This is a genomic window from Aminobacterium sp. UBA4834 (assembly GCF_002400205.1).
Classification (GTDB): Bacteria; Synergistota; Synergistia; order Synergistales; family Aminobacteriaceae; genus Aminobacterium; species Aminobacterium mobile.
Window position 1 is genome coordinate 1 of record NZ_DHFC01000011.1, and the last position, 23,533, is coordinate 23,533.

21 protein-coding genes and 1 pseudogene are annotated in these 23,533 nt (G+C 43.7%); 4 read left to right on the forward strand and 18 right to left on the reverse strand.

The genetic code is table 11. The annotated features are described in order from the left end of the window. Positions 1-294: pseudogene (locus B3L97_RS04395) on the forward strand (polar amino acid ABC transporter ATP-binding protein); the annotation flags it as partial. Then, entirely contained in the window at positions 294-947 is a 654-nt protein-coding gene (locus B3L97_RS04400; RefSeq protein WP_286934308.1) for an amino acid ABC transporter permease, read from the forward strand. The pseudogene B3L97_RS04395 and the gene B3L97_RS04400, both read left to right, overlap by 1 nt. Before the next feature lie 47 nt (positions 948-994). On the opposite strand, the gene B3L97_RS04405 is transcribed toward B3L97_RS04400, so the two are convergent. From B3L97_RS04405 to B3L97_RS04450, 10 genes are all read right to left on the reverse strand, one after another. Beyond that, complete coding sequence (locus tag B3L97_RS04405; RefSeq protein WP_024822782.1) at positions 995-1,915, reverse strand: hypothetical protein; 921 nt, start codon at positions 1,913-1,915, stop codon at positions 995-997. Positions 1,916-1,964: 49 nt separating this feature from the next. Next, the gene (locus B3L97_RS04410) at positions 1,965-2,825 is read right to left on the reverse strand and encodes a lysophospholipid acyltransferase family protein (protein WP_286934310.1); all 861 of its coding nucleotides are present in this window, start codon (positions 2,823-2,825) and stop codon (positions 1,965-1,967) included. Further along, positions 2,822-3,721 (reverse strand): hypothetical protein, encoded by a 900-nt coding sequence (locus B3L97_RS04415; RefSeq protein ID WP_286934312.1) that lies wholly within the window; start codon positions 3,719-3,721, stop codon positions 2,822-2,824. Before B3L97_RS04415 ends, B3L97_RS04410 begins: the two co-directional genes overlap by 4 nt. 17 nt (positions 3,722-3,738) lie before the next feature. Then, positions 3,739-5,022 carry a tyrosine--tRNA ligase gene (gene tyrS, locus B3L97_RS04420; RefSeq protein WP_286934314.1) on the reverse strand — a complete coding sequence of 428 codons (1,284 nt, stop codon included), beginning with the start codon at positions 5,020-5,022 and terminating at the stop codon, positions 3,739-3,741. A gap of 24 nt (positions 5,023-5,046) precedes the next feature. Beyond that, positions 5,047-6,558 (reverse strand): hypothetical protein, encoded by a 1,512-nt coding sequence (locus B3L97_RS04425; protein ID WP_286934316.1) that lies wholly within the window; start codon positions 6,556-6,558, stop codon positions 5,047-5,049. Positions 6,559-6,638: 80 nt separating this feature from the next. Beyond that, positions 6,639-8,255, reverse strand: a complete 1,617-nt coding sequence (locus B3L97_RS04430; RefSeq protein WP_286934336.1) for an MBL fold metallo-hydrolase RNA specificity domain-containing protein — start codon at positions 8,253-8,255, stop codon at positions 6,639-6,641. Between the two features lies 1 nt (position 8,256). After that, positions 8,257-9,663: a sensor histidine kinase gene (locus B3L97_RS04435; protein ID WP_286934317.1), complete on the reverse strand. Its 1,407-nt coding sequence runs from the start codon at positions 9,661-9,663 to the stop codon at positions 8,257-8,259. After that, a complete protein-coding gene (locus B3L97_RS04440) occupies positions 9,660-10,295 on the reverse strand; it encodes a response regulator transcription factor (RefSeq protein ID WP_024822789.1) in 636 nt (211 codons plus the stop codon). Before B3L97_RS04440 ends, B3L97_RS04435 begins: the two co-directional genes overlap by 4 nt. A gap of 98 nt (positions 10,296-10,393) precedes the next feature. Then, positions 10,394-10,975 carry an HDIG domain-containing metalloprotein gene (locus B3L97_RS04445; RefSeq protein WP_024822790.1) on the reverse strand — a complete coding sequence of 194 codons (582 nt, stop codon included), beginning with the start codon at positions 10,973-10,975 and terminating at the stop codon, positions 10,394-10,396. A 48-nt stretch (positions 10,976-11,023) separates the two neighbouring features. Next, positions 11,024-11,530: a deoxycytidylate deaminase gene (locus tag B3L97_RS04450; protein WP_024822791.1), complete on the reverse strand. Its 507-nt coding sequence runs from the start codon at positions 11,528-11,530 to the stop codon at positions 11,024-11,026. Between the two features lie 131 nt (positions 11,531-11,661). Between B3L97_RS04450 and B3L97_RS04455 the strand changes: the two genes are divergently transcribed. Further along, positions 11,662-12,936 carry an MFS transporter gene (locus B3L97_RS04455; protein ID WP_286934319.1) on the forward strand — a complete coding sequence of 425 codons (1,275 nt, stop codon included), beginning with the start codon at positions 11,662-11,664 and terminating at the stop codon, positions 12,934-12,936. A 28-nt stretch (positions 12,937-12,964) separates the two neighbouring features. Next, positions 12,965-13,987: an asparaginase gene (locus B3L97_RS04460; protein WP_286934320.1), complete on the forward strand. Its 1,023-nt coding sequence runs from the start codon at positions 12,965-12,967 to the stop codon at positions 13,985-13,987. On the opposite strand, the gene B3L97_RS04465 is transcribed toward B3L97_RS04460, so the two are convergent. The 8 genes from B3L97_RS04465 to B3L97_RS04500 all read right to left on the reverse strand — a co-directional run. Further along, positions 13,974-14,756 (reverse strand): TIGR02757 family protein, encoded by a 783-nt coding sequence (locus tag B3L97_RS04465; protein WP_286846102.1) that lies wholly within the window; start codon positions 14,754-14,756, stop codon positions 13,974-13,976. The genes B3L97_RS04460 and B3L97_RS04465 overlap by 14 nt on opposite strands. Positions 14,757-14,805: 49 nt before the next feature. Then, a complete protein-coding gene (locus B3L97_RS04470; RefSeq protein WP_286934322.1) occupies positions 14,806-16,020 on the reverse strand; it encodes an FprA family A-type flavoprotein in 1,215 nt (404 codons plus the stop codon). A gap of 48 nt (positions 16,021-16,068) precedes the next feature. After that, positions 16,069-16,596 (reverse strand): flavin reductase family protein, encoded by a 528-nt coding sequence (locus B3L97_RS04475; RefSeq protein WP_286846106.1) that lies wholly within the window; start codon positions 16,594-16,596, stop codon positions 16,069-16,071. An 83-nt stretch (positions 16,597-16,679) separates the two neighbouring features. Further along, positions 16,680-17,186 (reverse strand): ferritin, encoded by a 507-nt coding sequence (locus tag B3L97_RS04480; protein ID WP_286934323.1) that lies wholly within the window; start codon positions 17,184-17,186, stop codon positions 16,680-16,682. Positions 17,187-17,188: 2 nt separating this feature from the next. Next, positions 17,189-17,554 carry a desulfoferrodoxin gene (locus B3L97_RS04485; RefSeq protein ID WP_286934324.1) on the reverse strand — a complete coding sequence of 122 codons (366 nt, stop codon included), beginning with the start codon at positions 17,552-17,554 and terminating at the stop codon, positions 17,189-17,191. Positions 17,555-17,737: 183 nt separating this feature from the next. Further along, positions 17,738-20,782, reverse strand: a complete 3,045-nt coding sequence (locus B3L97_RS04490; RefSeq protein WP_286934325.1) for an efflux RND transporter permease subunit — start codon at positions 20,780-20,782, stop codon at positions 17,738-17,740. 9 nt (positions 20,783-20,791) lie between these two features. Continuing rightward, positions 20,792-22,072, reverse strand: a complete 1,281-nt coding sequence (locus B3L97_RS04495) for an efflux RND transporter periplasmic adaptor subunit (protein WP_286934327.1) — start codon at positions 22,070-22,072, stop codon at positions 20,792-20,794. Positions 22,073-22,402: 330 nt separating this feature from the next. Continuing rightward, positions 22,403-23,533 (reverse strand): uracil-xanthine permease family protein (locus B3L97_RS04500; protein WP_286934329.1); only part of this gene is annotated, 1,131 nt, incomplete at its 5' end.

Sequence of the window (23,533 nt, forward strand, 5' to 3'; positions counted from 1 at the left end):
ATGCTTTTTGATGAACCTACCAGTGCTCTTGACCCTGAGCTTGTAGGCGAAGTGCTTGATGTTATAGCACAGCTCGCCGAGACAGGAATGACTATGATGATTATTACCCATGAAATGACATTTGCCAAAGAGGTCTCTGATAAAATTGTCTTCATGGCTGATGGGAATATAGTGGAAGAGGGAACCCCCAGTGATCTTATGACGAGGCCTTCTCACCCAAGGACGCAAGCATTTTTACAGCGCATGCTTGCCCATTTCGGAGAAGAAATACCTGAACGGGGAGGCGAATGTTAATGACCCTGGATTTTACGGCTATTACTCCATATTGGCACATGTTTTTGACGGGGGCATCCATCACGGTAAAAGCTTCTATGTTAGCTGTGATCTTTGGAGCCATTATAGGCGTGTTTGTAGGAGCTTTACGGGTTGTACCCTTCACACCCTTAAAATCTTTAGCAGCAGCCTATATTTATGTAATACGAGGAACACCCCTTTTAATTCAGCTTTTCCTCATCTATTTTGGATTACCCTCCCTTGGCATTAATTTACCCGCTTTTGCTGCCGGGATTATTGGACTCTCCATCAACTCTGCAGGATATGTTGGAGAAATTGTTCGAGGTGGGATAGAGGCAGTCCCCAAGGGACAATGGGAAGCAGCAAAAGTATTAGGTCTTTCTTATCTGGGGACTATGCGCCATATTATTCTGCCTCAAGCCATACGGAATATGCTTCCAGCTTTCGGGAATGAATTCGTAACACTTATAAAAGAATCGTCACTTCTATCTACATTGGCCATCGCCGATTTGACCATGGTAGGGCAACAAGTTCGAAGCGTTACGTATGCATCTTTTGAGACATTTATAATGGTAGGTCTTATCTACCTTTTCCTCACCAGCTTTACAAGCCTGGGTCTCCAGTTTTTGGAGAAACGCTGGCAAGTCCGATAAGAGATAAAATAGGGGAAGGAACATTGCAATTCCTTCCCCTATTTTGTTTAGTTCGGATACGTAGTAGCCTGTCTTTTTCTGCCATAATACTCCATTTCCCTCATCGCTTCCCGAGCTTCTAAATACCCCCACGACGCAGATATAATCTCCCGTATTGACAACTTTCCTTTTTCCCTCAGCTCATTCCACAAAGGCAAGGGCAGATAAAGCCACACACGGAAGATGGTTTCAGTTTTATCCAAAGATTGTTCCGATAAAATAAGGTATCCAGTTCGACTAAAGAGAACTACCGGGCGAGAACGTTGAGACGTCATGCGCTGTAGATCATCAAGAGTGAAAGAGAGTGTTTCAAGCTCAGCCATATCCTTTCCTCCCGGCAAATCTGTAAGAGAAAACCAGATCTGGGGTTGATGACTCTGATCGCTAAAAGCACCTCCAGCACTCTTAAGCCATGTCTTAATTCGCGCTACTGAGGAATAATCATTTCGAGCTAAAGCGAAACGAACACCCCAATAGGCCTGTTTGACAGATTGGTCTCTTTCTATAAGTTCTAGAATAAAATGTTCATCTTGCAAGGTTTCTTCTGTTAAAAGATCGACCATGTCGTTACGAAGCAACCCTTTAAGAATGAGTATCGCTGGTACATGCTCGCCAGGAGGTTCCATCTGCCCTAACAAGCTCCTCCGAAGCTCGGACACTATCTCCGCACTAAGAAAAATAGTATGAAGGCTCTCTACAGCCAGAGAAAGGGGTTTATTTTGGTACAAAAAGACCTCAGTCATCTCCACATCCCCTAATTTGCCCCATACCCATTTTTCATCGTTAAGGATAGAGGAAGATCCAATAAGGATCCTATTATATGGCAGGAGGAGAACGACCCGTGGAGCATCAGTTTTTGGAAGACCAGGCACTGTCATCGTATCCGGAAGCCTGACGATGTTGCCCGAAGACATCAGCTCATAGATCACTATTACCCCCTCCTTTCTCTAAAAAGCATACCACGAGGGAATAATCTTATCAAGGTAAAGAGGTGTGCCAACGTCGATGGAGCCAGAGCCACTGCTCCGGATGGCGATATACCATCTTCTCTATGACGGTATCGGCAGTAAGGGTAACAGCTTCTATTCTTTCTTTACGCTTCCCTTCCTCTGGAAGAAGCAGCGGAGGAGAGACAATGATTTGATGGTGAAAGGGAGCAATGCGATAAGAAATAACAGGCACAATGGGAACGTCAGCCATAAGAGAAATAGCAGCCGGTCCGTTGACAGTAGAGCATTTTTTTCCTAAGAATGTGGAAGAAATGCCGGAAGGACCGCCATCCTGATCGGCAAGAAGACCAAGAAAAGCCCCCGATTGCACTAATCTCACAGCCTCTTTCATTATGAATCTCTTTTTAAGGGTTCGGAGTCCTACGCGAGAGCGGTATTCTTCAATTAAATCTGCAATATCACTATCATCGGGATCTCGTACCACCGCATAGAGAGGGTATCCTCGCTGACAAAGCCATGCAGCCAATAACTCCCAGTTTCCCAAATGAGCTGTAAGAATGACCGCTCCTTTTTGCCGCATGAACAAGTCTTGGAGGATACTTTCTCCTTCTATATCTACAACCCAATCAAGAGCCTGACGGGGGTTATCTACCAATACAAGATATTCCGCAAGCATCCAAGCTATATGATTGTACACACCTGAAAGAATTTCATTACGCCAGCTTTCTGATGACGGGAAAGAGGAATTTTCCATATTAGAAAGTGCTACTCCCTTTCGAGGGGCAATAGAACACAAGAGACGATGAACTAGTTTGGCCATCGCTGTGGCACGCCAGCCTGGGGCAGCGCACTTTTGAAATATTTTTAACAAAATAGAACCAGAGCTCACTTCAATGCACCATCCAGTTGAGAGTAAATTTTAAGAAGGGCGTCCACACTCTCTTGAGGCGTCCACACGTTAAGAAGGCAATTTCGGGCTTTTACAGCCGTGTTTTTCCCCTGAGAAGAGAAAGAAGAGAAAAGAATTTCTTCAAACAAAAGAGGGCCGTCAGAAGATTTCTGAACCCTCACATACCCTTCAGAGCCTAAAAGTCGGTCGAGAAAGGCAGAAGGGGGGCTCAAAACGGGAACACCGAGAATAGAAGCTTGTGCTGCCAGCAAAGCCAAAGAGGGGTGATCTGATAAAAGCAACAACACTCCCCCTCTCTGACCCATAAGCGGCAATATATATGAAGAGTGAGAAAGAGTTTTTCCAGGCCACTCTTGCTGTTTGGGAAATGGCACTTTAAAAATGGGCATATTTTGGTTCAAGAGGATAGATAACCAATAGCCAGTTGCTTCATTAGGGACGCCGGCTATAAAAAGAGCCGGTGCCCCGCTACATTTAAAACCCTCTTCAGCTAAAGCCCATGAAATTTTTGATTCAAAAGCAGGTGGTATAAAAAAACTTTTTTGGGAAAGCCCCCGGTAAGAGGCCTTCAATCCGCTCGTGCTCTGAATCGTTTTGGCGTGGACACCAATAAGAGGCCACCAGGGAGTTGGTGTCCCCCATACATGCCAAATCCTTCCCTTCGTCGCAAACAGCAACGCTTTATCTCTCCATGAGAGAGAGGACCATAATTCTGGCGTTGAGAAATCTAACCATTGGTTATTTTTAAGAGCAAAGAACCTGAAGTAAGGTAAACGCCCCCGAAGCTCCCTCACAAGGGAACCAATGACTGCCAATTCCCAAACAGGCAGAGAGCTTGTAAGAAGCCAAACAAGAGAGTTCCCACACATGTTCACACGCAACACCGCCGAAGCTAATGTTTCACTTCCAGAAGATGGAATCGCTTCTTGCCAAGTCTCGCAAAAACAAAACGCTCTGCTATAAGATGCTCCTCATCTACTACGGTGTTTTCGTCAGAAACTCGTTCTCCATTAAGGTAGACTCCTCCACCTCGAATAAGACGTCTAACTTCTCCCTTGCTTTGACATGCTCCAGAAGAAGCCAAAACATCAACAAGAGAAAGTGGCAACCTTTCCGTTATCATGCTGCTAGGAACTTCTCCTGCCAACATCTCCATAAGCTCTCCCGTCATTTCATCGTGGGACACATCTCCACCAAAGAGAATCTCACTGGCTTGACGAACAGTTTCTGCTGCGTGAGTGCCGTGGACAAGAGAGGTTACTTCCCATGCTAGCCTTTTCTGAGCCTCCCGCTGCTCTGGTGACTGTTCATGCTTCTTCATGATGTCATGAATCTCTTCCAGAGGAAGGAAAGTAAAGAACCGTAACAGACGATCTACCATTTCGTCCTCGGTATTGATCCAGAACTGGTAGAAACGGTATGGGGACGTTCGCTTCGGGTCAAGCCATACCGCACCGCCCTCTGTTTTACCAAACTTGGTTCCCGAGGAATTCAATAGTAAGGGGTTCGTCCAACCAAAAACCTGGTCTCCTGTACATTTTCGAATTAAATCAATACCTGAAACGATATTCCCCTGCTGATCGTTCCCGCCCATTTGCACACGACACTTGTAGGTCTTTAGAAGATGCATAAAATCGTAAGCTTGCAGAAGTGTATAAGAAAACTCTGTGTAGGAGATACTTTTTTCTGGGTCCGCCAATCTTGATTTCACATGTTCTTTGTTAATCATATAATTAACAGAAAAATATTTTCCCACGTCTCGCAGGAAATCAAGGACAGTTATATGCTGCAGCCAATCGTAGTTATTTACGATAATTGCCGAATTCTCGCCACAATCAAAATTCATAAAATGTTCGAGTTGTTTCCGTACACCCTCTATGTTTTTTCTCACCATATCGGGAGAAAGGAGATTACGTTCCTTGCTTTTTCCTGAAGGATCTCCAATCATACCTGTCCCACCACCAGCAAGACAGATCGGGCGATGGCCTAAGCGTTGAAGCCAGCTCAATGTCATAATAGGGATCAAATGGCCTACGTGAAGACTGTCTGCCGTAGGATCGAAACCCACATATGCCGTGAGCATCTCTTTACTATTAAACAAGTCTTCCAATTCTTCTGGATGACTGCTCCATTCGATTAGACCCCGTTCCTGAAGAACGTGGAAAGCATTTTCCATTGCACTTTTCCTCCTATACTTCCTTTATATATTTGAGTCGTTCTCAAGCGTTTCGCTCTTCGCGGGGAACGACCATCGTACATGCCCCTCGTGAATATTTGGCATAACTATAGATATTTCACCTACTTTTCGAAGGTTTGCAGCAATCTGAGCAAGCTCTTCAGCACTATGCCCTACTTCACTTCCCATTTTCCCCGCTAAAGCGGAAGCCCTTGCTATCATTTCCAAAGCTTCTGCCAAACGTTGACCGTCGCCATATAACCACGCAAAAGCTTCAGAAGTCCCTTTGAGGGAAGGGATTACAATACTTGCCTTTCTCCCTTCCTTAACATCATTTTTCTGGATCACACCAAAAGCTGCCAAATTATCATTTGCCACTCCTACAATAGTAAAGGGAATGTCTGTAGTTCCCCCTGCGGGGAATCCTTCAAGGGGATGAACAGAGGGAACAAGCATCCTCCATTCCTGATCCCAAAATGCTTCTGCTAATTTTTGCCCTACCGCACCTCGCTCTGGGAATTGGACAAGAAAACCAGGGAGGGTGAAAAAGAGGATTTTGCTGTTTCCCCCTACCGTTAAAGAAACTGGACCTTTCAGCAAGGAGAATAGTTCTTGCTGTGTTAGAGGAAAATCTGCTGATATTTCTCTTAAGATCTCTTCTTCTATAGGGAGTCCCTCCATGTTAGGAAGATTCATTCCTGCGGCAAAAACAAGAGGTTCAGGGATAATCATTCGATAATCCCAACGAGAAGTGGAAAGACTTCCCAAAAATTGAGATGGGATAAGGGCTTCAATCCCAGAAATTTTCCATTTAAACTCTCCCCGCTCACTATTTTCTACCCAAGAAGCGTCTAAAGCACACGGGACAAGGGCAACATCAAAACCGTCCAAAGAAAGGAGTTGAGAAAGCAGGCCTCCATCATAAAAACGGAAGTGATTTTTCCAGTCACGGCTCACTTTCCAATCGGTCTTAAACTTCTCTTCTTCATTTTTTAGAATATTTTTCATATGCCCTAAATCTTCTAGTGATGTGGAAAAAAGGGATAAACCTCCATCTACAGCAACATAAAGAGAAGGCATACCTTTTTCCCAATCTAAGCGAGTCGTACCTTTTTCATCTCGAACCAAAGAAATAGCATCTTTCAAAGAAGACCATTCTTCGGGAATTGCTCCTTTTTCCAGACTCTGAGTTGTTGTAAGATTAAAAAGAGCCGCAGCGTAAAGGTGGGGCTGATTGTCTCGCCACGCAACAAGACACGCTCCCTGGCGAGAGTAGGAAAGAAACGGAGACACGGATTGAGTTACTTGCAGGAAAGGCCGAGCCTGCTCTGCTTCTTCCATAAGATCACTGGGAATAGGAAAAGAAAAAACTTTCCCCTCTCCTTCTACGTATACATAAGGTGTAGACGCTTCAGGCGTTGGGATGGGTGCAGAAATAGTGCGCTGTTCAGGTTGCCTTCCTATAAATAGAATAGCAAGCCCGATAATGACAAAACACGAAATGAAAGCACCCCAAAAACAAAGTCCTTTTCTCATTTTTCTCCCTCCCAGCTATGGAAATCAACCTTTCTATCATAGACTTAAAAGAGCAACATGACCAGAAAGGGGATAATATTTTATACTTCTTTCTCCTCAAATATGCCAGTTTTCTGTTCAGCTGTTTCTAACAAAACAATCGTAGACTGAAGGAGAGGCAAAAGAGGTTCCGGTTCCTTCACTTCCTCCGATTTTGCCCGAATAGAAGCTGCCAGCTCTACTATATCGGTGAGAAGATCATTCATCTGATCCAGACTTTTTATGCGCGGGACAGCTGCCGGAATTGAGATGGATGTCTCTATGCCCTTAAGTGGCGTAAGCTCGAACTCTTCTCCCACTACTGGCGCCATGGCTTGCAGGCCTCTTTCCTTAAGAGCTCCTACGAGAGCCATAGAAGATTTCGGCTCTCCATGGGTAACAAAGAAAACAGGGCGGTTCTCAAAATTTCCTGCCCATGCAAGAAGGTCGTTTTTATCTCCATGAGCGGAAAAACCATTGATCGTATGAAGTTTTGCTTTTACGTTCAATTCTTCTCCTGCAATACGCAATGTTTTTTCCCCATCAACAAGTCGACGTCCGATTGTTCCACGTGCTTGATACCCTACAAAAACCACTTGATTATGAGGATCCCAAATGCCGTGTTTTAAATGATGAACTATACGGCCACCATTGCACATGCCGCTACCTGCCATTACTATCGCATGTTTTATGTCGTTAATTTGACGAGAGTCTTCGACGCTCTCTACATATTGAAGATGTTTTGGCGAGAAGGGGTCATCTCCTTCTTTTACATGTCCTTGTATTTCTCGCGACAGAAGACTTAAGTGGTGATTATAAATTTCAGTCGCTTTCACTCCCATAGGAGAATCGAAAAATATAGGAACACCATCTCGAAGAATCCCCTCTTTTTGAAGGAGCATCAGCTCAAAAAGAATACGTTGTGCTCGATCAACAACAAAAGTGGGTATCATCACTTTTGCCCTAGATCTTAAAGCCTCTTTGATAACACTACGAAATTCAGCTCGTGTCTCATCGTTAGAGCGGTGGAGCCGATCTCCGTAGGTCGATTCTATGACTACATAATCTGCCCGAGAAATAATGGCAGGATTTCTCTCCATAACCGTCTCTTGCGGTCCGAGATCGCCGCTAAAAACAATCTTTACCTCATCTCCATCCTCTTGCAACCATATTTCGAGAATAGCGCTGCCAAGGATATGTCCGGCATCTCTAAATCTCACGGAAATATGAGGAGCCACTTCTATCTTATCATCGTATGTAGCAGGAGAGAGCAATTGGGAAGCTCTTTCTGCATACTCCTGAGTATAGAGAGGTTCTACAGGTGGAAGACCTTTTCTGGCATTTTTCCTCGTCTTCCATTCTGCTTCTTCCTTCATAAGCCTTACAGAATCTTGCCATAAGACATTCACCAGTTCTACAGTAGGAAGAGTAGCCCATATTTTTCCTTTAAACCCTCTTTGGACAAGGAGGGGTACGCGTCCAGAGTGATCAATATGAGCATGGGTAAGAAGAACAGCGTCGATACTTGATGGCACAAAGTCAAATTCACTTCTGTTCTTCGTATCCTCTCCCCTACCCTGATACATTCCACAATCTACTAGAATTCGGCTTTTCCCACATTCGATCAAATAGTTAGAACCAGTAACTTCTCCTGCAGCACCTAGAACCTTTAATCTCATTCTATTCGTCCCTTTCGGGGCTGCCTCCTTTCGTTTCATCAAGGATCTCTTCTCGCTTATAAGGAACAACGCATTGGAGCAACGTCCCCTGCCCGGGTGCTGAAACAACATGAAAGTCTCCCTTTAATGTCGTGATACGTTCCATCATGTTCGCTAAGCCTCGATGCCCCTTTAAGAGGAGTTCTTCAAAAGTCTGGTTCAACTCAAAACCTATGCCATTATCTTGGATGTTAAAATGGATAAAAGATCCCCTGGGAAAGATCTCTCCATGTACAGACGTAGCCTGACCGTGACGCACTGCATTAGAGACCGCTTCCTGAAAAATTCTGAAAAAAGCAATAACTATTTCAGAAGATAGGCTCAGATCTTCATCTACATCGATAGTTACATCTATTCCGTTATGTCTAGCCAGCCGATCAGCTAGTTCTGTAAGGGCATGTTCTCCGCCGAGCTCAAGCCATGGTGGAGAAAGAGAGTCACACATCTCTCTCATTTCACGTACCGCCATTTGCGCTGCTTCTTCCGCCAATTTTAAATGAGTCTGTCCTACCTCTCCGCATAGATTCATATCAAAAAGGCGCATTTGTTGGATCATAGCTGTAATATCCTGAAGAGGTCCGTCATGGATCTCTCTGGCAATCCTCTTCTTTTCGTCTTCCTGGACACTGACAATATCATGAACATATCGGTTCCTCAAATCGTCTCGCTCAATAGCTGCCTTGGCCAATCTATACAAGGCCCGGCGAAGACGACCCAGTTCAAAAACAGCTTGAGGATCATCTGGCTCAGGCAATTCTTTCCCCCATACAAGGGAATCTACCTCTATCATCATCCGACGAAGAGGCAAAATAAGCCACCGCCACATTGCCCAGACAGCGATAAGGCTTGTAAGGGTCATAAGAACAATGAGCACAGGCCAAATGTGACCGAAGCGAAGCAACGGTCCAATAAGCTGGCGCCAAGCCACCGCCGCAATAACCAAACGGCTCCCTTCATCAATAGGGTATACAGCAATAGTATAGCGATCTCCTTGCCGATCTCGCACCTCCACAGCACGGCCGATAGGAATACGTGGATCCCAAATAGCTGCGAGATTACTCACTCCGGGAGAAGCCATGAGCACTTTACCGTCAGGGGTTATAACTGCGATCCATCCAGGAAGAGAAGGACCCCATGAAAAGACTTTAAGCTGTCTGAAAATAGAGGGATACATTCCCCCTCCCCCCCAAAAAGGAGAATCTAAATTCAGCCACGACGCTACATTTTCTGCCAAATCCTCTACATAGGACCGAGTAACAGCCTCCATAGCCCATTCCTGATGTATCATGGCCACACTGGAGACCACCAGCACGGCCAGCGTGGGGAGGGTAACAGCCAAAATAAGGAGAAGAAGCAGATGACGCCTCATTCCAGCAATTCCTCAAGGGTTACAACTCCGTACTTCAAAGCAAGAAGTAAAGCTTCCGTCTTATTCCTCGCTCCTAGCTTATCGTAAATTGAAGCCAGGTGAGTTTGTACCGTCCGCTCGCTAATAAAAAGTTCAGAGGCCACCTCCTTACTTGAAAGGCCTTTCGAAGCAAGGACTAACACTTCTCTTTCTCGGGAAGATAGGGATTCGGGTACTAACTCTCTATCCCCTACAACTGTAGCTACTTCTGAATCAAGGTACAATCCTCCCTGTACCACTGTTTGTATAGCTCGTATTAATTCCTGGGGAGTAGCCGTTTTTAACACGAACCCCCTGGCCCCAGCCCGAAGAGAGGCCACTACATACTGATGCGCATCATAGGACGTAAGCATGATAGAAAATACTGGAAGTTTTTCTTCCTTAATACGGCGAGCTATAGAAACTCCGTCCTCTCCAGGCATTCGTATATCGAGAAGCGCTACATCAGGTTTAAGCTGAGAGATAAGCTCCCAAGCTTCTACGCCATCTTTTGCCTCTCCCACTAGCTCTATGGATTTTTCCTGTTGAAGATAAGCAGAGAGCCCGGCCCGAGTGAGCGGATGATCGTCCGCTAAAACCACACGTATAGACATAATATAGTCCCTCCAAGGTCAATATATCTCATTTTTCTATCATAGCGAAATGACCCTTTTTGACAATCGGTGAAGTAGCTGAACTCTCTATACGACTTTTACACCTCTAGGGAGCCCAGCCCAAGTTCCTCTTCTATAGGTTGCAACGCACTGATCACTCCATCAATAAGCTCATCTATGACTACATCCAGCATTTCAGCACCTTTTAGAATAACATCCCGATTCACGCCTCGAGCAAAAGCCTTGTCCTTCCATTTTTTCTTCACTGATTTCACGGTGAGGTCTTGCAAAGATTTAGATGGGCGAACGAGAGCTGCCGCTATAACAAGGCCAGTGAGCTCATCAACAGCGTATAAGGTTTTTTCCATAAGAGATACAGGTTTCACATCTGATACCATTCCCCAGCCATGTGCCTTCACCGCTCTCACAATATCTTCTGGGTACCCTTTTGCTTCAAGCCAAAGAGCTCCTTCGTGGGTATGCCTTTCCGGTGTATCCTGAGTTCTTTCCCAATCTATATCATGGAGCAGCCCAACGACCCCCCATTTTTCCATATCAGCGTCTGCCTTTCTCGCAAAATATCGCATTGCAGCTTCAACAGCTAAGGCGTGTTTGATATGGCTTTCATCCTTATTATATTCTCGCAACACATTCATGGCCTCTTCACGACTTACAGACACAATGCATACCTCCCCATATTCTCTTTTTCATATTTACATAAGTCACTCCTAAGCTCTCTGTCGCAAAAAGGCCTTAAGAGCGACATCCATCTCCTGGAAAACATCTTCAGAGAGCTGGCATACTTCCATTGAAGCCTCGGATCGTAATTGCACCGCTAAAGCATCGGGATAGGGGTAGACAAACACGATTCGCTTGATGCCAGCATTAATTATTGCTTTTGTACAAAAAGAGCAAGGTTCGTGAGTACAGTAAAGCACGGCCCCATCCGTACTCGTTCCTACTGCCGCCGCCTGAGCAATAGCATTAATCTCTGCATGAGAGCCACGGCAGATCTCATGGCGCTCTCCCGAAGGAATGCCAAGCTGCTCACGAAGACATCCCACCTCAGAACAGTGAGGAACACCTTTAGGAGCCCCATTATAGCCAGTACTTATAATCTGAAGATCTTTTACAATCACAGCTCCTACTTTACGACGCAGACAAGTCCCTCGCGTTGCAGCTACAGCAGCAATCATCATAAAATAAGAATCCCAGTCTGGACGAAAATACGTCATCATATCCTCCACGTTTTGTTTAAAATCTTTATTCTTGATCGACATTATATCATTGCGAATATATACCCACGGGTATCAGTCACTATGGTACTATCATATTAATATAAATTCGATGGCAAAGAGGTGAACTTGTGATAAATAACAGTCTTCATATTCTCAAAGATCGTCGCGTTCTTTCATGGTGCCTTTATGATGTAGGAAACTCAGCTTTCGCGACTACCATTATGGCCGCAATTCTTCCCGTCTATTTCAAAGAAATCGCCACGCCATTTCTCTCTGGAAACTTGCCCACTATTTATTGGGGGTATACATCAGCCATCGCCCTTCTTTGCAGTGCCCTTGCAGCTCCCTTTCTCGGAGCTTTAGGGGATGTTGGCCAAATGAAAAAGAAAATGCTTCTTTTTTTTACCCTCCTTGGCATTCTCGCTTCCTGTGCTCTGTTTTTTACAGATCATGGCGATTGGTTCCTCACTCTTGTCTTCATGGCAATTGGAACGATAGGTTTTTCCTCCGCCATCATCTTTTATGATGCACTCCTTCCCCACCTCATTCCTCATCATTACATTGATATGGTTTCGTCTCTAGGATATGCTTTAGGGTACTTGGGTGGTGGTATTTTACTGGCACTCAATATTGTTATGATTTACATTTGGCCCGGTACTTTCGGCCCTCGACTTTCTTTCTTGTCAGTAGCCATATGGTGGGCAATTTTTACCCTTCCTCTTTTTCTTCACGTACCAGAACCACTCACAACGCACCATACTGTTTCTTACTCCCAAAACGTGGCAAAAGAGGCTATTCTGCGGCTGGGAAAAACATTTGTAGGGATTCGGAAATACCCTGATCTTTTTAGATTCTTGATAGCTTTCTGGCTCTACAATGATGGCATTGGAACAATGATACACATGGCTGCTATTTATGGGGCTCAAGTAGGAATTTCCATGATCCATCTCGTAGGCGCTCTTCTTTTAACCCAATTTGTTGGCGTGCCTTTCTCCATTTTTTTTGGAAGACTCGCATCTCGCATAGGGAGCAAAGAGGCTATTCTCGTTGGACTTTTCGGATATACGCTCATATCTGTGGGGGCTATTTTTCTTGCTACGCCATGGCATTTTTGGCTCCTCGCTTTTGCAGTGGGAACAGTACAAGGTGGAACTCAAGCTATGAGCCGCAGCCTTTATGCCCGCATGCTGCCCCCTTCCAAAAGTGCCGAATTTTTTGGTTTTTACGATATTTCCAGCAAATTTGCTGGAGTCCTCGGCCCCTTTTTATTTGGTTTTATTACGCAGATAACTCATTCAAGCAGAATTGGGATCGCTATTTTAGCTTTAACTTTCGTAGCTGGAGCCATAATCTTGCGGAAAGTAAATGTTATGAGAGGAATTCACAACGCTTCTCTACAATAACGCTACACATATCTCAGAAAAGAAGGGGGTGTCAAATCTGTTACATTTTCTTGTTGTCTCTACGGGAGGAACTATTGCTTCAGGAGAAGGAAGAGAAGGTCTTACTCCCACTATGACAGGACATGATTTATTGAAGTATGTCCCATCTCTCTCCCAGTTAGGAGAGATAGACGTTCATGACCTTTTATTTAAAGACAGTTCAAATATGTCTCCCCTCGACTGGAAACGTATCGCTATGTTCCTCATTGCTCAAGAAAAAAGATATGACGCTTTTATTATTCTTCACGGCACCGACACTATGGCATATACAGCATCTGCTCTCTCTTTTATGATTGCTAATTTCACCAAGCCCGTAGTAATAACAGGTTCCATGCAACCCATTACTCAGCCAAATACAGATGCTATTGATAATATTTATTCGTCCTTCCTCTTCGCAGCAGCGATGATACGGCTACGGCAACGAGGGATTACTATAGCTTTTGGCGGCCAGCTTATACACGGACCTCGTTCCCAAAAAATCCTAAGCCACGACTATACTGCCTTTACGAGTATTAATTATCCTCATCTAGGCCATATAGAAAAAGGGGAGGCCATTTTAACTCATCGCCCAAGCCTTCTTACCCCATTATTTCATCAGAAAGAATATGAGACATTTGAGCTTGAAACATCGGTTTTTCTCCTCACTCTTTTCCCGGGGTTTCGTGCCAGGTACCTTGAGTATATTGTCAACATGGAGCCTAAAGCCATTGTCATAGAGGCATTGGGCTTGGGTGGCGTTCCACATCTTGGAGAGAGCCTTCTTCCACCGCTTAAACTTTCTCAAGACCTGGGGATACCTGTAGTAATAACCACTCAATGTGTTTACGGCGGAGTAGATCTCAATGTATATGAAGTAGGGAGAAAGACTCTTAAAATGGGAGTCATTTCGGGGAAAGACATGACCCGAGAGGCCATCATCACAAAGCTTATGCTCCTATTGCCCTACGTAGAACCTTACAATGTTGAAAAATGGCTTCATACAAACTTCTGCGATGAAATTACTCTTCCTTAAGTGGCGATCCTTGGCAGAGCTCGACAAGTTCTGAAATATCGAGCTCTGCTCGGATCCCAAAGCGAGTCAAGGCAAAATCATAACGAACAGGATCATCTGGAGCTATGGTCCGGAAAGCATCTGTAATCTCTAAAACTGTCTTGAAATCTGCCTGCTTTCTTCGAGTGAGTCCCAACGAAAGAGCAATTCGATGCATATGGGTATCTACAGGAACGAAGAGATCTGCAGGAGAGAGAACCTGCCATCCGCCAGGATCCACCTCGTCTTTTCTCGTCATCCATTTCAAAAAAAGGAAAAAACGCTTACATGCACTGCCTTGAACAGGCGAAGCGAGAAGTGATCCATGCCCCGCTGCGCTCTTAAGTTTTTCAGCAAAGTTTATAATACCACGTAAAGGATCCTTTCCTTCAAGAAGAGCTTCTTCCAAACAAAATTCCAGGCGCTCGTAACACCGCAATAGTTTTCCAATGCCATTAAGAAAAGTTACTAATTCTTCCCCTGTAGTAAAACGGTGTTTAAAAGAACCGTATAAAGAGGTAAGCTGCTCCTTATTGGCAGCACGAAGAAAAGCCGCTGGACTATCCCCGAGAGGTACAAGCACTTTTGTTACGCTCTTTAATATTTGTTGCACCCTGCCATAAGCCAACGAGGAGGCAATAAGAGCTGTTACTTCGCGATCTGCCAAATTTTCATAACGACGGGGAAATTCTACAGGATCTGGATGAATTAATTCCTCTTTCGTATATGAAGTATAAATAGCTTCCAACACTGAACGGCACTCTTTAGGAGATCTGCCCTTGCTAAAGAATGCACATTTATTACTTTTGCTTTGTATTGGCTTCATATATAGCGCCAGCAATCGCTATTCCCATCTCGAAACATGGCTGTAGCTCCCCTTCCCTGGGAACATACCTAATCTTTACGCCAGGATGGACAATTTTAACTTTCATAGCTTCCAGTTCTTGATTTAAAAGCTTAACCGATTCGCAGCCCCAACCGTAGGAACCAAAAGCCGCCCCAACCTTCTTTATAGGACGAAGTCCCTTCACATAGCAGACAAGATCTGCCATGCGAGGTAAATATCCCGTATTAAGGGTGGGAGATCCTAAAGCTATTCCTCTTGCCTCCAACATTTCAGTTATTACATCACTATGATGACTCACTCGAAGATCCATAACTTCTGTTGATACTCCCCGGCTCATAAGCCCTTCCGCAACATGGCGCGCCATGGTCTCCGTACTATGCCACATAGTGTCATAAGCTACTACCGCCTTATCTTGGCACATTCCTTCAGCCCATCGTCGATATGCGGATACTACCTCCGGAACATGTTTTCTCCAGATAACGCCATGATCTGGTGCAATCATATCAATTTCTATATTCATAGCAGCTATTTCATCAAGTTTTTTGATCATAATAGGCGAGTACGGTAATAATATATTAGCGTAATATTTCGTCGTCTGATGCATCAGTTCGCCCCAATCAGCTTCATCATCAAATCGCTCACTCGACGAATAGTGCTGCCCAAAACCGTCATTAGAGATCAAAAGCCTATCTTCTTTTATGTAAGAGAACATGCTATCAGGCCAATGGAGCATCCGTGCCTCTAAGAAAGAGATTGTTTTCCCACCTAAAGAAACCTCGTCTCCTGTTCCGACAATCTGCAGGGGCCATTGGCGCACTTGCTCTCCAAAATGCTCTTCTAAAGCTTCCTTGCAGGGTTTTGAAAGAAAAATTTTCTCTGGCTTTACGAGATCCACAACCATAGGAAGACTCCCCGAATGATCCATCTCCGCATGGCTCACTACAATGTAATTAATTTTTTCAGGATCTATAACTTCACGAAGTCGCTGTACAAATTCGTCATAATGGGTTGTCTTGACCGTATCGAAAAGAACGTTTTTTTCGCTCCCTTTAACAACATAGGCATTATACGTGGATCCTTTCTCCGTAGAATAACCATGAAAATCCCGGAGCGTCCAGTCGAGCACCCCTACCCAAAACACTCCAGATTTAATTTCTAATGGAGCCATCATTATGTCCTCCTCTCTATTCTTTGGAATAGCTTTAATATATACACATTATTTTATAACGTTAAAAACAGCAGAAGGAGCTTTCTCAGGGGATTTCCCCTTTTTAATAGTATGGTAATCTGAGTACAAAAGTGGTTTCCCCTCTTTCAACACTGTTGCCGCTCGCACTTGTGCAATAAATAGTTTGTGCGTGAAAATATCTGTTACAGAAAGGACCTCCCCTTCTATAGAGGCCAAAGCATAATCTGTAACAACAGGGAGTCCAGATTCACTGATTGTGTATGAACAGGCATTAAATTTATCAAAATCTCTGCCGCAACGGAATCCGAAAACTCCAATAAATTTAAGGGGAGTAGCATCTTCCAGCACTGAAAGGGAAAAACGCCGACTTTTCTCTAACAACTCCGTAGTGTAATTGTCTTTATGAAGACATGCCGCAACACAAATTGGATCTCCTGTCAGTTGCATAAAAGCGTTGATAATCTGTCCGTTCTTTTTCTCTTCCCACTCTGTGCTCAAAATATACACACCGTAGCTTACCGTAAACAGCGCCCTCGGATCTATACTTTCAGCCATGCTTATTGCCCCCCTCTATTTAACACAAAAGGGCATGAGCAGTATCTGCCCAGCCCTTTTTTCTTTCAAATTATTCTTCCGGATTACTCTTCCTCGGCAGGATACACTCTGGCCCCAAGTTCTTTGTCGAGCATATAGACACCGTGCTTCGATTCAGAGAGGAACTCAAGTTTGTTAATAATTTCTTCCGCGTTTGCCTCCTCCTCTACCTGTTCTGTAACGAACCACTGAAGGAAGATCTGGCTTGCGTGATCTTTTTCTTCCATAGCCAGCTCTGTAAGGTCATTAATACGACGAGTTACGTAACGCTCGTGATCCAGAGCCGCCTTAAACACATCAAGGCATGACTTCCACTCAAAAGGAGGCTCCACTATGGCCTGTAGCTTAACTCTCCCGCCGCGTTCTACTATATAGTTATAAAACTTCATTGCATGATCCTTTTCCTCTAACGCCTGAATCGTCATCCACGTAGCCATACCCCTTAAATTTTTCTCCTCAAAATATGCTGCCATAGATAGATAAAGATAAGAAGAGTACAGCTCGGCATTGATCTGATCATTCACAGCATCTTGCATTTTTTTCGATATCATCTTTATTTCCCTGCCTTCCATAGTCCGTGTATATTGCAATATTCTCTGCTTAATTCTGGCGTAATTTCATGAAATTCAGTTTCAGGAGCATCTCCTGGATTCAAGAATTGACGGTAAATTTTATCCCCTGAAATAACTTCAATCCATTCAATGTAATGCTCTGGTTTCATAGGATGGGGAACACTTCCTACCTTAACTTTTGATCCTTCAATAACTGGCACATGTTTCTCCGTCGAAGCATCAGCTGTTTGTTCCTCTAGAAGTTTCATAGGCTGATTGCAGCAAACAAGTTGTCCTGCTCCGGCGTGAAGTACTTCCACAACATTGCCACATAAATCACACTTATATACTTCTAACCTCTTCGTCATCGTCATTCCTCCTCTTGTATGATTTTTGTGTTTGAGATAATAAAAACTGTATACCTTTTCAGTAGAATTCTTTTTGATTACAACATTATTACCACAGCTATACCCTACCGAGTCGCTAAACTTAATGTATTCATTAATAATATACGGAACATGGGTATATTTGTCAAGTTCAGAAAGACAGATCTACCTAACATTTTCGTCTTTAAAAACAGGGATTTTTAAAAAAACAGAGTAAAGAACTGGTACGATAATTAACGTCAAAGCCGTGGCAAAAGCCAAGCCAAACATAATAGTAACTGCCAGAGCAGAAAAGAGGATATCAAAATAGAGAGGGATCATACCTAAAACCGTGGTCATAGCTGCCATAAGAACAGGACGTGCACGACTCATAGCCGAATCCACTATAGCTAAAAAGCCCTCTTTTCCTTCCCGTATTTCGAGATCGATCTGATCAATAAGCACAATGGCATTTTTTATGAGCATGCCAGCAAGGCTTAAGAATCCCAGGAGAGCCATAAAGTCAAAAGATTTATGAAAAAGAAGTAATCCCGCCGTTACACCAACAATGGACAAGGGGAGACAAAGAAGGATCATAATGGGTTGTTTAAACCCGTTAAAAAGGACAACTAATATAGCGACCATGGCTAAAAAAGCAATAGGAATCATCCCCATAAGTCCACCTTGAGCTTTTTGAGAACTTTCATACTCGCCTCCCCAACTGAGGCTATATCCTAAAGGAAGAGAAATATTTTCCAGTTCGGGCTTTATACGAGCAAATAAAAGACCTGTTTTCCCAGAACGGGAATCACACTCTACAGAGAAAGTCCTCATACGATTTCGCCTATAAATAACGGGGTCTTCAGCTATGGTATCAATGCTTTTTGTAATCTGAGTTAAGGCTATATATTTTCTCATAAGGGGGCTCCACACTTCTACTTCTGGAAGTGCCCCCAGTCTCGCCCTATCCGCTTTAGGCAATCTAGCTATAATAGGGAGGAGTTTATCCCTCTCTCTGTATAAGCCTGCTTGTATACCCGAAAAGGACATCTCAAGGGCCAATGCTACATCTTGTCGTGTTAAACCAGCTTGTCGGGTTCGCACCTCATCAAGTACGGGACGAATAACCTTGACCCTTTCTCCCCAGTCGCTCCGGATGTTCATCGAATCGGGATCGTTCCTCATCATATAAAAAGCTTCTTCTCCTAGACGTCGTAAAACACGAGGATCGCCCCCTGTAAACCTTGCCTGTATTTTTGCACCTCCCCCTGTTCCTTTACTAAAGGAACGAATCCTGGGGTCGATATCTGGCATTTCTATATTCATGAAATTTTCCAGTTTACGACGTAAAGACTCTGCTGATTTCAAATCCTTAGCTTCCACTATCAAGTGTCCATAACTATCAGAAGAATCACTTGGCGTATAGGTGAGAATAAAACGAAGGGCTCCCTGTCCCACGTAGCTTGCTACAGAAACTGTCTCTGGCTGTTTCAAAACAAAAGCTTCAACTTTTTCTACCCCTCTCTGGGTCTCTTCTATATAAGCACCTCGAGGACGCCAAAATTCCACTGTAAAAAGAGGGCTCGTGGAGCTTGGGAAAAAAGATTGATCCACAAACGTAAAGCCTATGAGAGCAGAACCAAGCAAACAAACCATGACCAATATTGTTACCTTTCTCTTACGAATACACGCCTTGAGAAATCTTCTATACATCCTATAAAGTTTTGTATCGTAGGGAATCTCTGCTTTTGCTGAAGTTTTTAAAAAACGCACACCGGCTACAGGGGTAACGGTAACGGCAAGGACCCAACTTATAATCAAGGAAATTCCCACCACCTGAAAAAGGCTTTGGCAAAACTCCCCTGTGCTATCTGGGGACAGGCCAATAGGAGCAAAAGCTATAACAGCAATAAAAGTAGCTCCCAACAAAGGCCATTGAGTTTGAGTCACAACACCCACGGCAGAAGATATTCTATCCTCACCACTTTGTATCCGCACAAGAAGGCCATCAGCAACAACGATGGCGTTGTCCACTAGCATTCCCAAAGCTACAATCAATGCTCCAAGAGAAATACTATGAAGATCTATCCTCACAAGTTTCATTGCAATAAAAGTGGCAAAAATTGTAAGCAACAATACCCCGCCAATAAGCATTCCACTGCGGAAACCCATAAATATAAGTAATATGGCAATAACTATACCCAGAGCTTCCAGAAGATTTAATAAAAAGTTATTAATTGCCTTTTGAACTGTATCCGACTGGTAGTAAATAAGCCCTAAATTCATGCCGATAGGAGTCTGCGGCTCTAGTTCCTTGAGCCGCTTCTTTATGGCTTCTCCCATAGCAATAACGTTGCCACCTTCTACGTTGGAGATACCGATTCCAACAGCAGGACTTCCATTATAACGCATCATTGCCCGTGTCGGCTCTATATAATTACGAGTAACTGTAGCTATGTCATCTAAACGGATCAGCACCCTCGAGGAAGATGCAAGAAGTAACGCCCCTACTTGTTCGACAGAAGAAAACTCCCCAGTTGGAGTTATGCGAATATACTCTGCTCCCGCTCTCACTTTCCCCGATGGAACCACGAAATTCTGAGCTTTGAGAACTTGAAAAAGTTCTTCCATAGAGATACCGAGCTGACTAAGTTTCGTTCTGGAAATTTCTACATAAATAGCCTCTTTTTGTATGCCTGTCACTTCAACACTTGCAACCCCAGGAACAAGAAGCAACTCCTTACGCAGGTAATCAGCAAAATCTTCAAGTTCTCTGTAAGAATATCCTTCGCCAGTAAGGGCAAAATAAACTCCATATACATCTCCGTAGTCATCGTTAACTAAAGAACGACTTGTTCCTGGTGGTAACTGCTCTTGAACATCATTTATTTTCCGTCGTAACTCGTCCCATATTTGAGGCAAATCTTTTGCTGTATACGTATCTTTAATATCTACATACACAAGAGAAACGCCTTCCTGAGAAAGAGACCGGACCTTATCCACTTGTCCCATCTGTTGAGCAGCTCGTTCTATAACTTCCGTTACCTCTTCCTCCACTTCTTTTGGCGTAGCTCCTGGGTAAGCAGTGGTAATTACCGCTGTCTTAATAGTAAAGGCAGGATCTTCCAGTTTTCCTAACCCTTTATAGGCAAAAACTCCACCTATAATCAAAAAAACTGTAAAAAACCACGTCACGTATCTCTTTTGAATTGAATATTCTGCAATATTCATAATAGGCCCCTACTCGTTAGGAGAAAGGAACGTTACTGGATCCCCTTCGGCTAAATAATTTACTCCAGCCGTAACGACACAATTTCCAACTGTAATATTCCCACCAACAATGACCATATCGCCTTGATACGACTGAATATATACTTCCACCTTATGAACCGTCATGGTTTCTTCATTGATAATCCAAAGGAAATGCGTTGTTCCCTCTCCTGGAACAACGGCTATAGAAGGGACTGCAAATCCTTTAACCTCATGGGCCCCGTTTTGCCCAGTAAATTCAACATTCGCAGTCATACCTGGCAAAACAACTATGTCCTTCGGGTAAGGCATCGTGAATGTTACAGCATACGTCTGAGTTTGTGGGTCGGCTTCTGTAGATATCTCCTTAAAGACAAGAGAGTATTGCGTGTTGGGTGCTGCCTCAAAAGACAAAGATACTCCTAAAGAAGTATTTAAACGAAATTTCATAATATCCTGTTCTGGAATAGAGACCACTATTTCAACCTCTTCCAGATTTTGTAAACTTACGATCGGTTGGTCCCTTTGCACGCTTTGAAAATTGTCCACATATCGAGCAGCAATAATCCCTTTAAAAGGAGCTTTAAGTTCTGTATCATCCAAGGCACTTTGAGCAGCTTGAACTTGAGATTCTAACCCCTGTATAGTAGCTTCCATCGCCGCAATGTCTTCAGCCCTAGCACCACTTCTTGCCTTCTGAAGTTCCTGGCTAGCAGCATTCACTTCCCCTTTCGCCACCTCATAGGTTGTTTGTGACCGCTCTAAATCTACTTGAGCCACAACTCCTTCCTTAAATAAGCGTTCCATCCTTTTATAATCTGCTTCTGCCTCTGCCAATTTGGCTTTCGCCGAAGCAACTTGAGAAGATAAAGCCGAAATTTCTTCTCTTCTTGCTCCAGCTCTCATAGCAGACAGCTGTGCTTTAGCATTATTCAGGGCGCTCTGCGCATTCATCAATTGAACTTTGAAATCTCGAGGATCTATTTGGGCAACAAGATCGCCCTTATTTATAGGTTCACCTTTCTTCACTGGTAACTCAATAAGAGGACCTGACACTCTAAAAGAGAGATCTGCTGTCTTTGAGGCAAGGACTTTACCTGGGAATACACGTCGTAAAACAACGTCTGGGGCAGAAAGAGCTATATATTTTACAGGACGAGCGATTTTTTCCACAACCTTCTCTTTTTGTTCCTCTTTTTTATTCGATAAAAGGAAAAAACCTCCAACAACAATAAGGATGGCAGCCACGCCCCATAGTCTTTTAAATCTCATTATCTCTCACCTCTATCTTCTCATCGTATTAATTTATAACAGGGTCAACCACCAGTAACGCAACCTCGTATATTCGTTTTGTAACTCCATTCTGTTAATTTTAAAAAACAAGAAAATTATACTCTTTTATTTTAAAATAAATCTTCAAAAAATAGGGCATACAAAAACAAAAAATCACCCAATCTTTTTCCTTCTCGATACGATCCTATTCTTTTGTGATTAAAATTATTTTCTGCTTTCTTTATAACGCAAAAGCCCAACCTGAAAGAAAAGGTTGGGCTTTTTTAACATGTAAACGATTTTTTGTAAGAGCAACGTTTCAAAAAATTGCTACTGCGCTGAAAGTCCCCGCTCTTTTAGTGTTCCTGGGATAATGTTATCCCAAAATGCCGCACAAATACCTGCGACAGCCATGGGTGTTTTAAGGATAGCCCATAAAACTTGTCCAATAATCCCAATGGAAAAGAAAGAATCTTTCGCACCTTCTACCCATCCAGGAAGCCCAAGGGCCATTAGAAAAGCGAAACCTACTATCAAAACGTTTCGTTGGCTCGACATATCCGCTCGCAGCAACACTTGTATCCCTAATGTCCCAATAATACCAAAAAGGGCTATGTACGCTCCGCCAATAACAGGGCTAGGGATCGTAGCAATGAGCGCCCCTATTTTCCCCACAAAACTCATAAGTATAAGGAGAATCGCTCCTGTACGTACAACCCAGCGAGAGGCAACTCCCGTTAATCCGATAAGACCAATATTTTCTGTATATGATGTTGTAGCAACCGCACCGAGAGTCCCAGCAATCGCACAGTTCAAACCTTCAGCACCTATTCCCCTATTAATCATGGAGGGTGTAGGATCTGGGAGGCCAGCAACATAAGAACAGGAGTGATAGTCACCTATAGATTCGATCATTACCGCAAAAAAGCCTGCGATAATCGCTCCGAAAGAAATAATGTCAAATTTTGGAGCACCCCAAGGCATAATGCCTGTAAAACGGAACCATGGCGCTTGCACTACGCTGGAGAGGTCAATATACGCTGCATGTCCACTGGGAAAAAAGCCTATGAGGGTTCCACCAAGGGCTACGAGATACGCAATGGAAATAGAAGCCAATACAGCAAAAATATTGAAGTATTTATTTCGACTTACTAAGCTGAAGAAAAAGACTCCCACAACTACAATGAGAGATATAGGCCAGTATTTCGAAGCATTTGCCTGGATAGCTACTGGTGCCATGGAAAAACCTATTGCCATAATAGTAGGCCCGATAACTACTGGAGATATAAGCTTTCGTATAACACCAACAATCCGGCTATACCCTATAATAGAAAGGATAATGCCTCCTAAAATTAAAGCTCCGCTTACATGCTGCATTACGACAGAAGGCCCCGAAGCCCCGTAAGCTGCGATAATCGTCATTATAGGAGGAATAAAGCTGAAACTAGATCCCTGAACAAT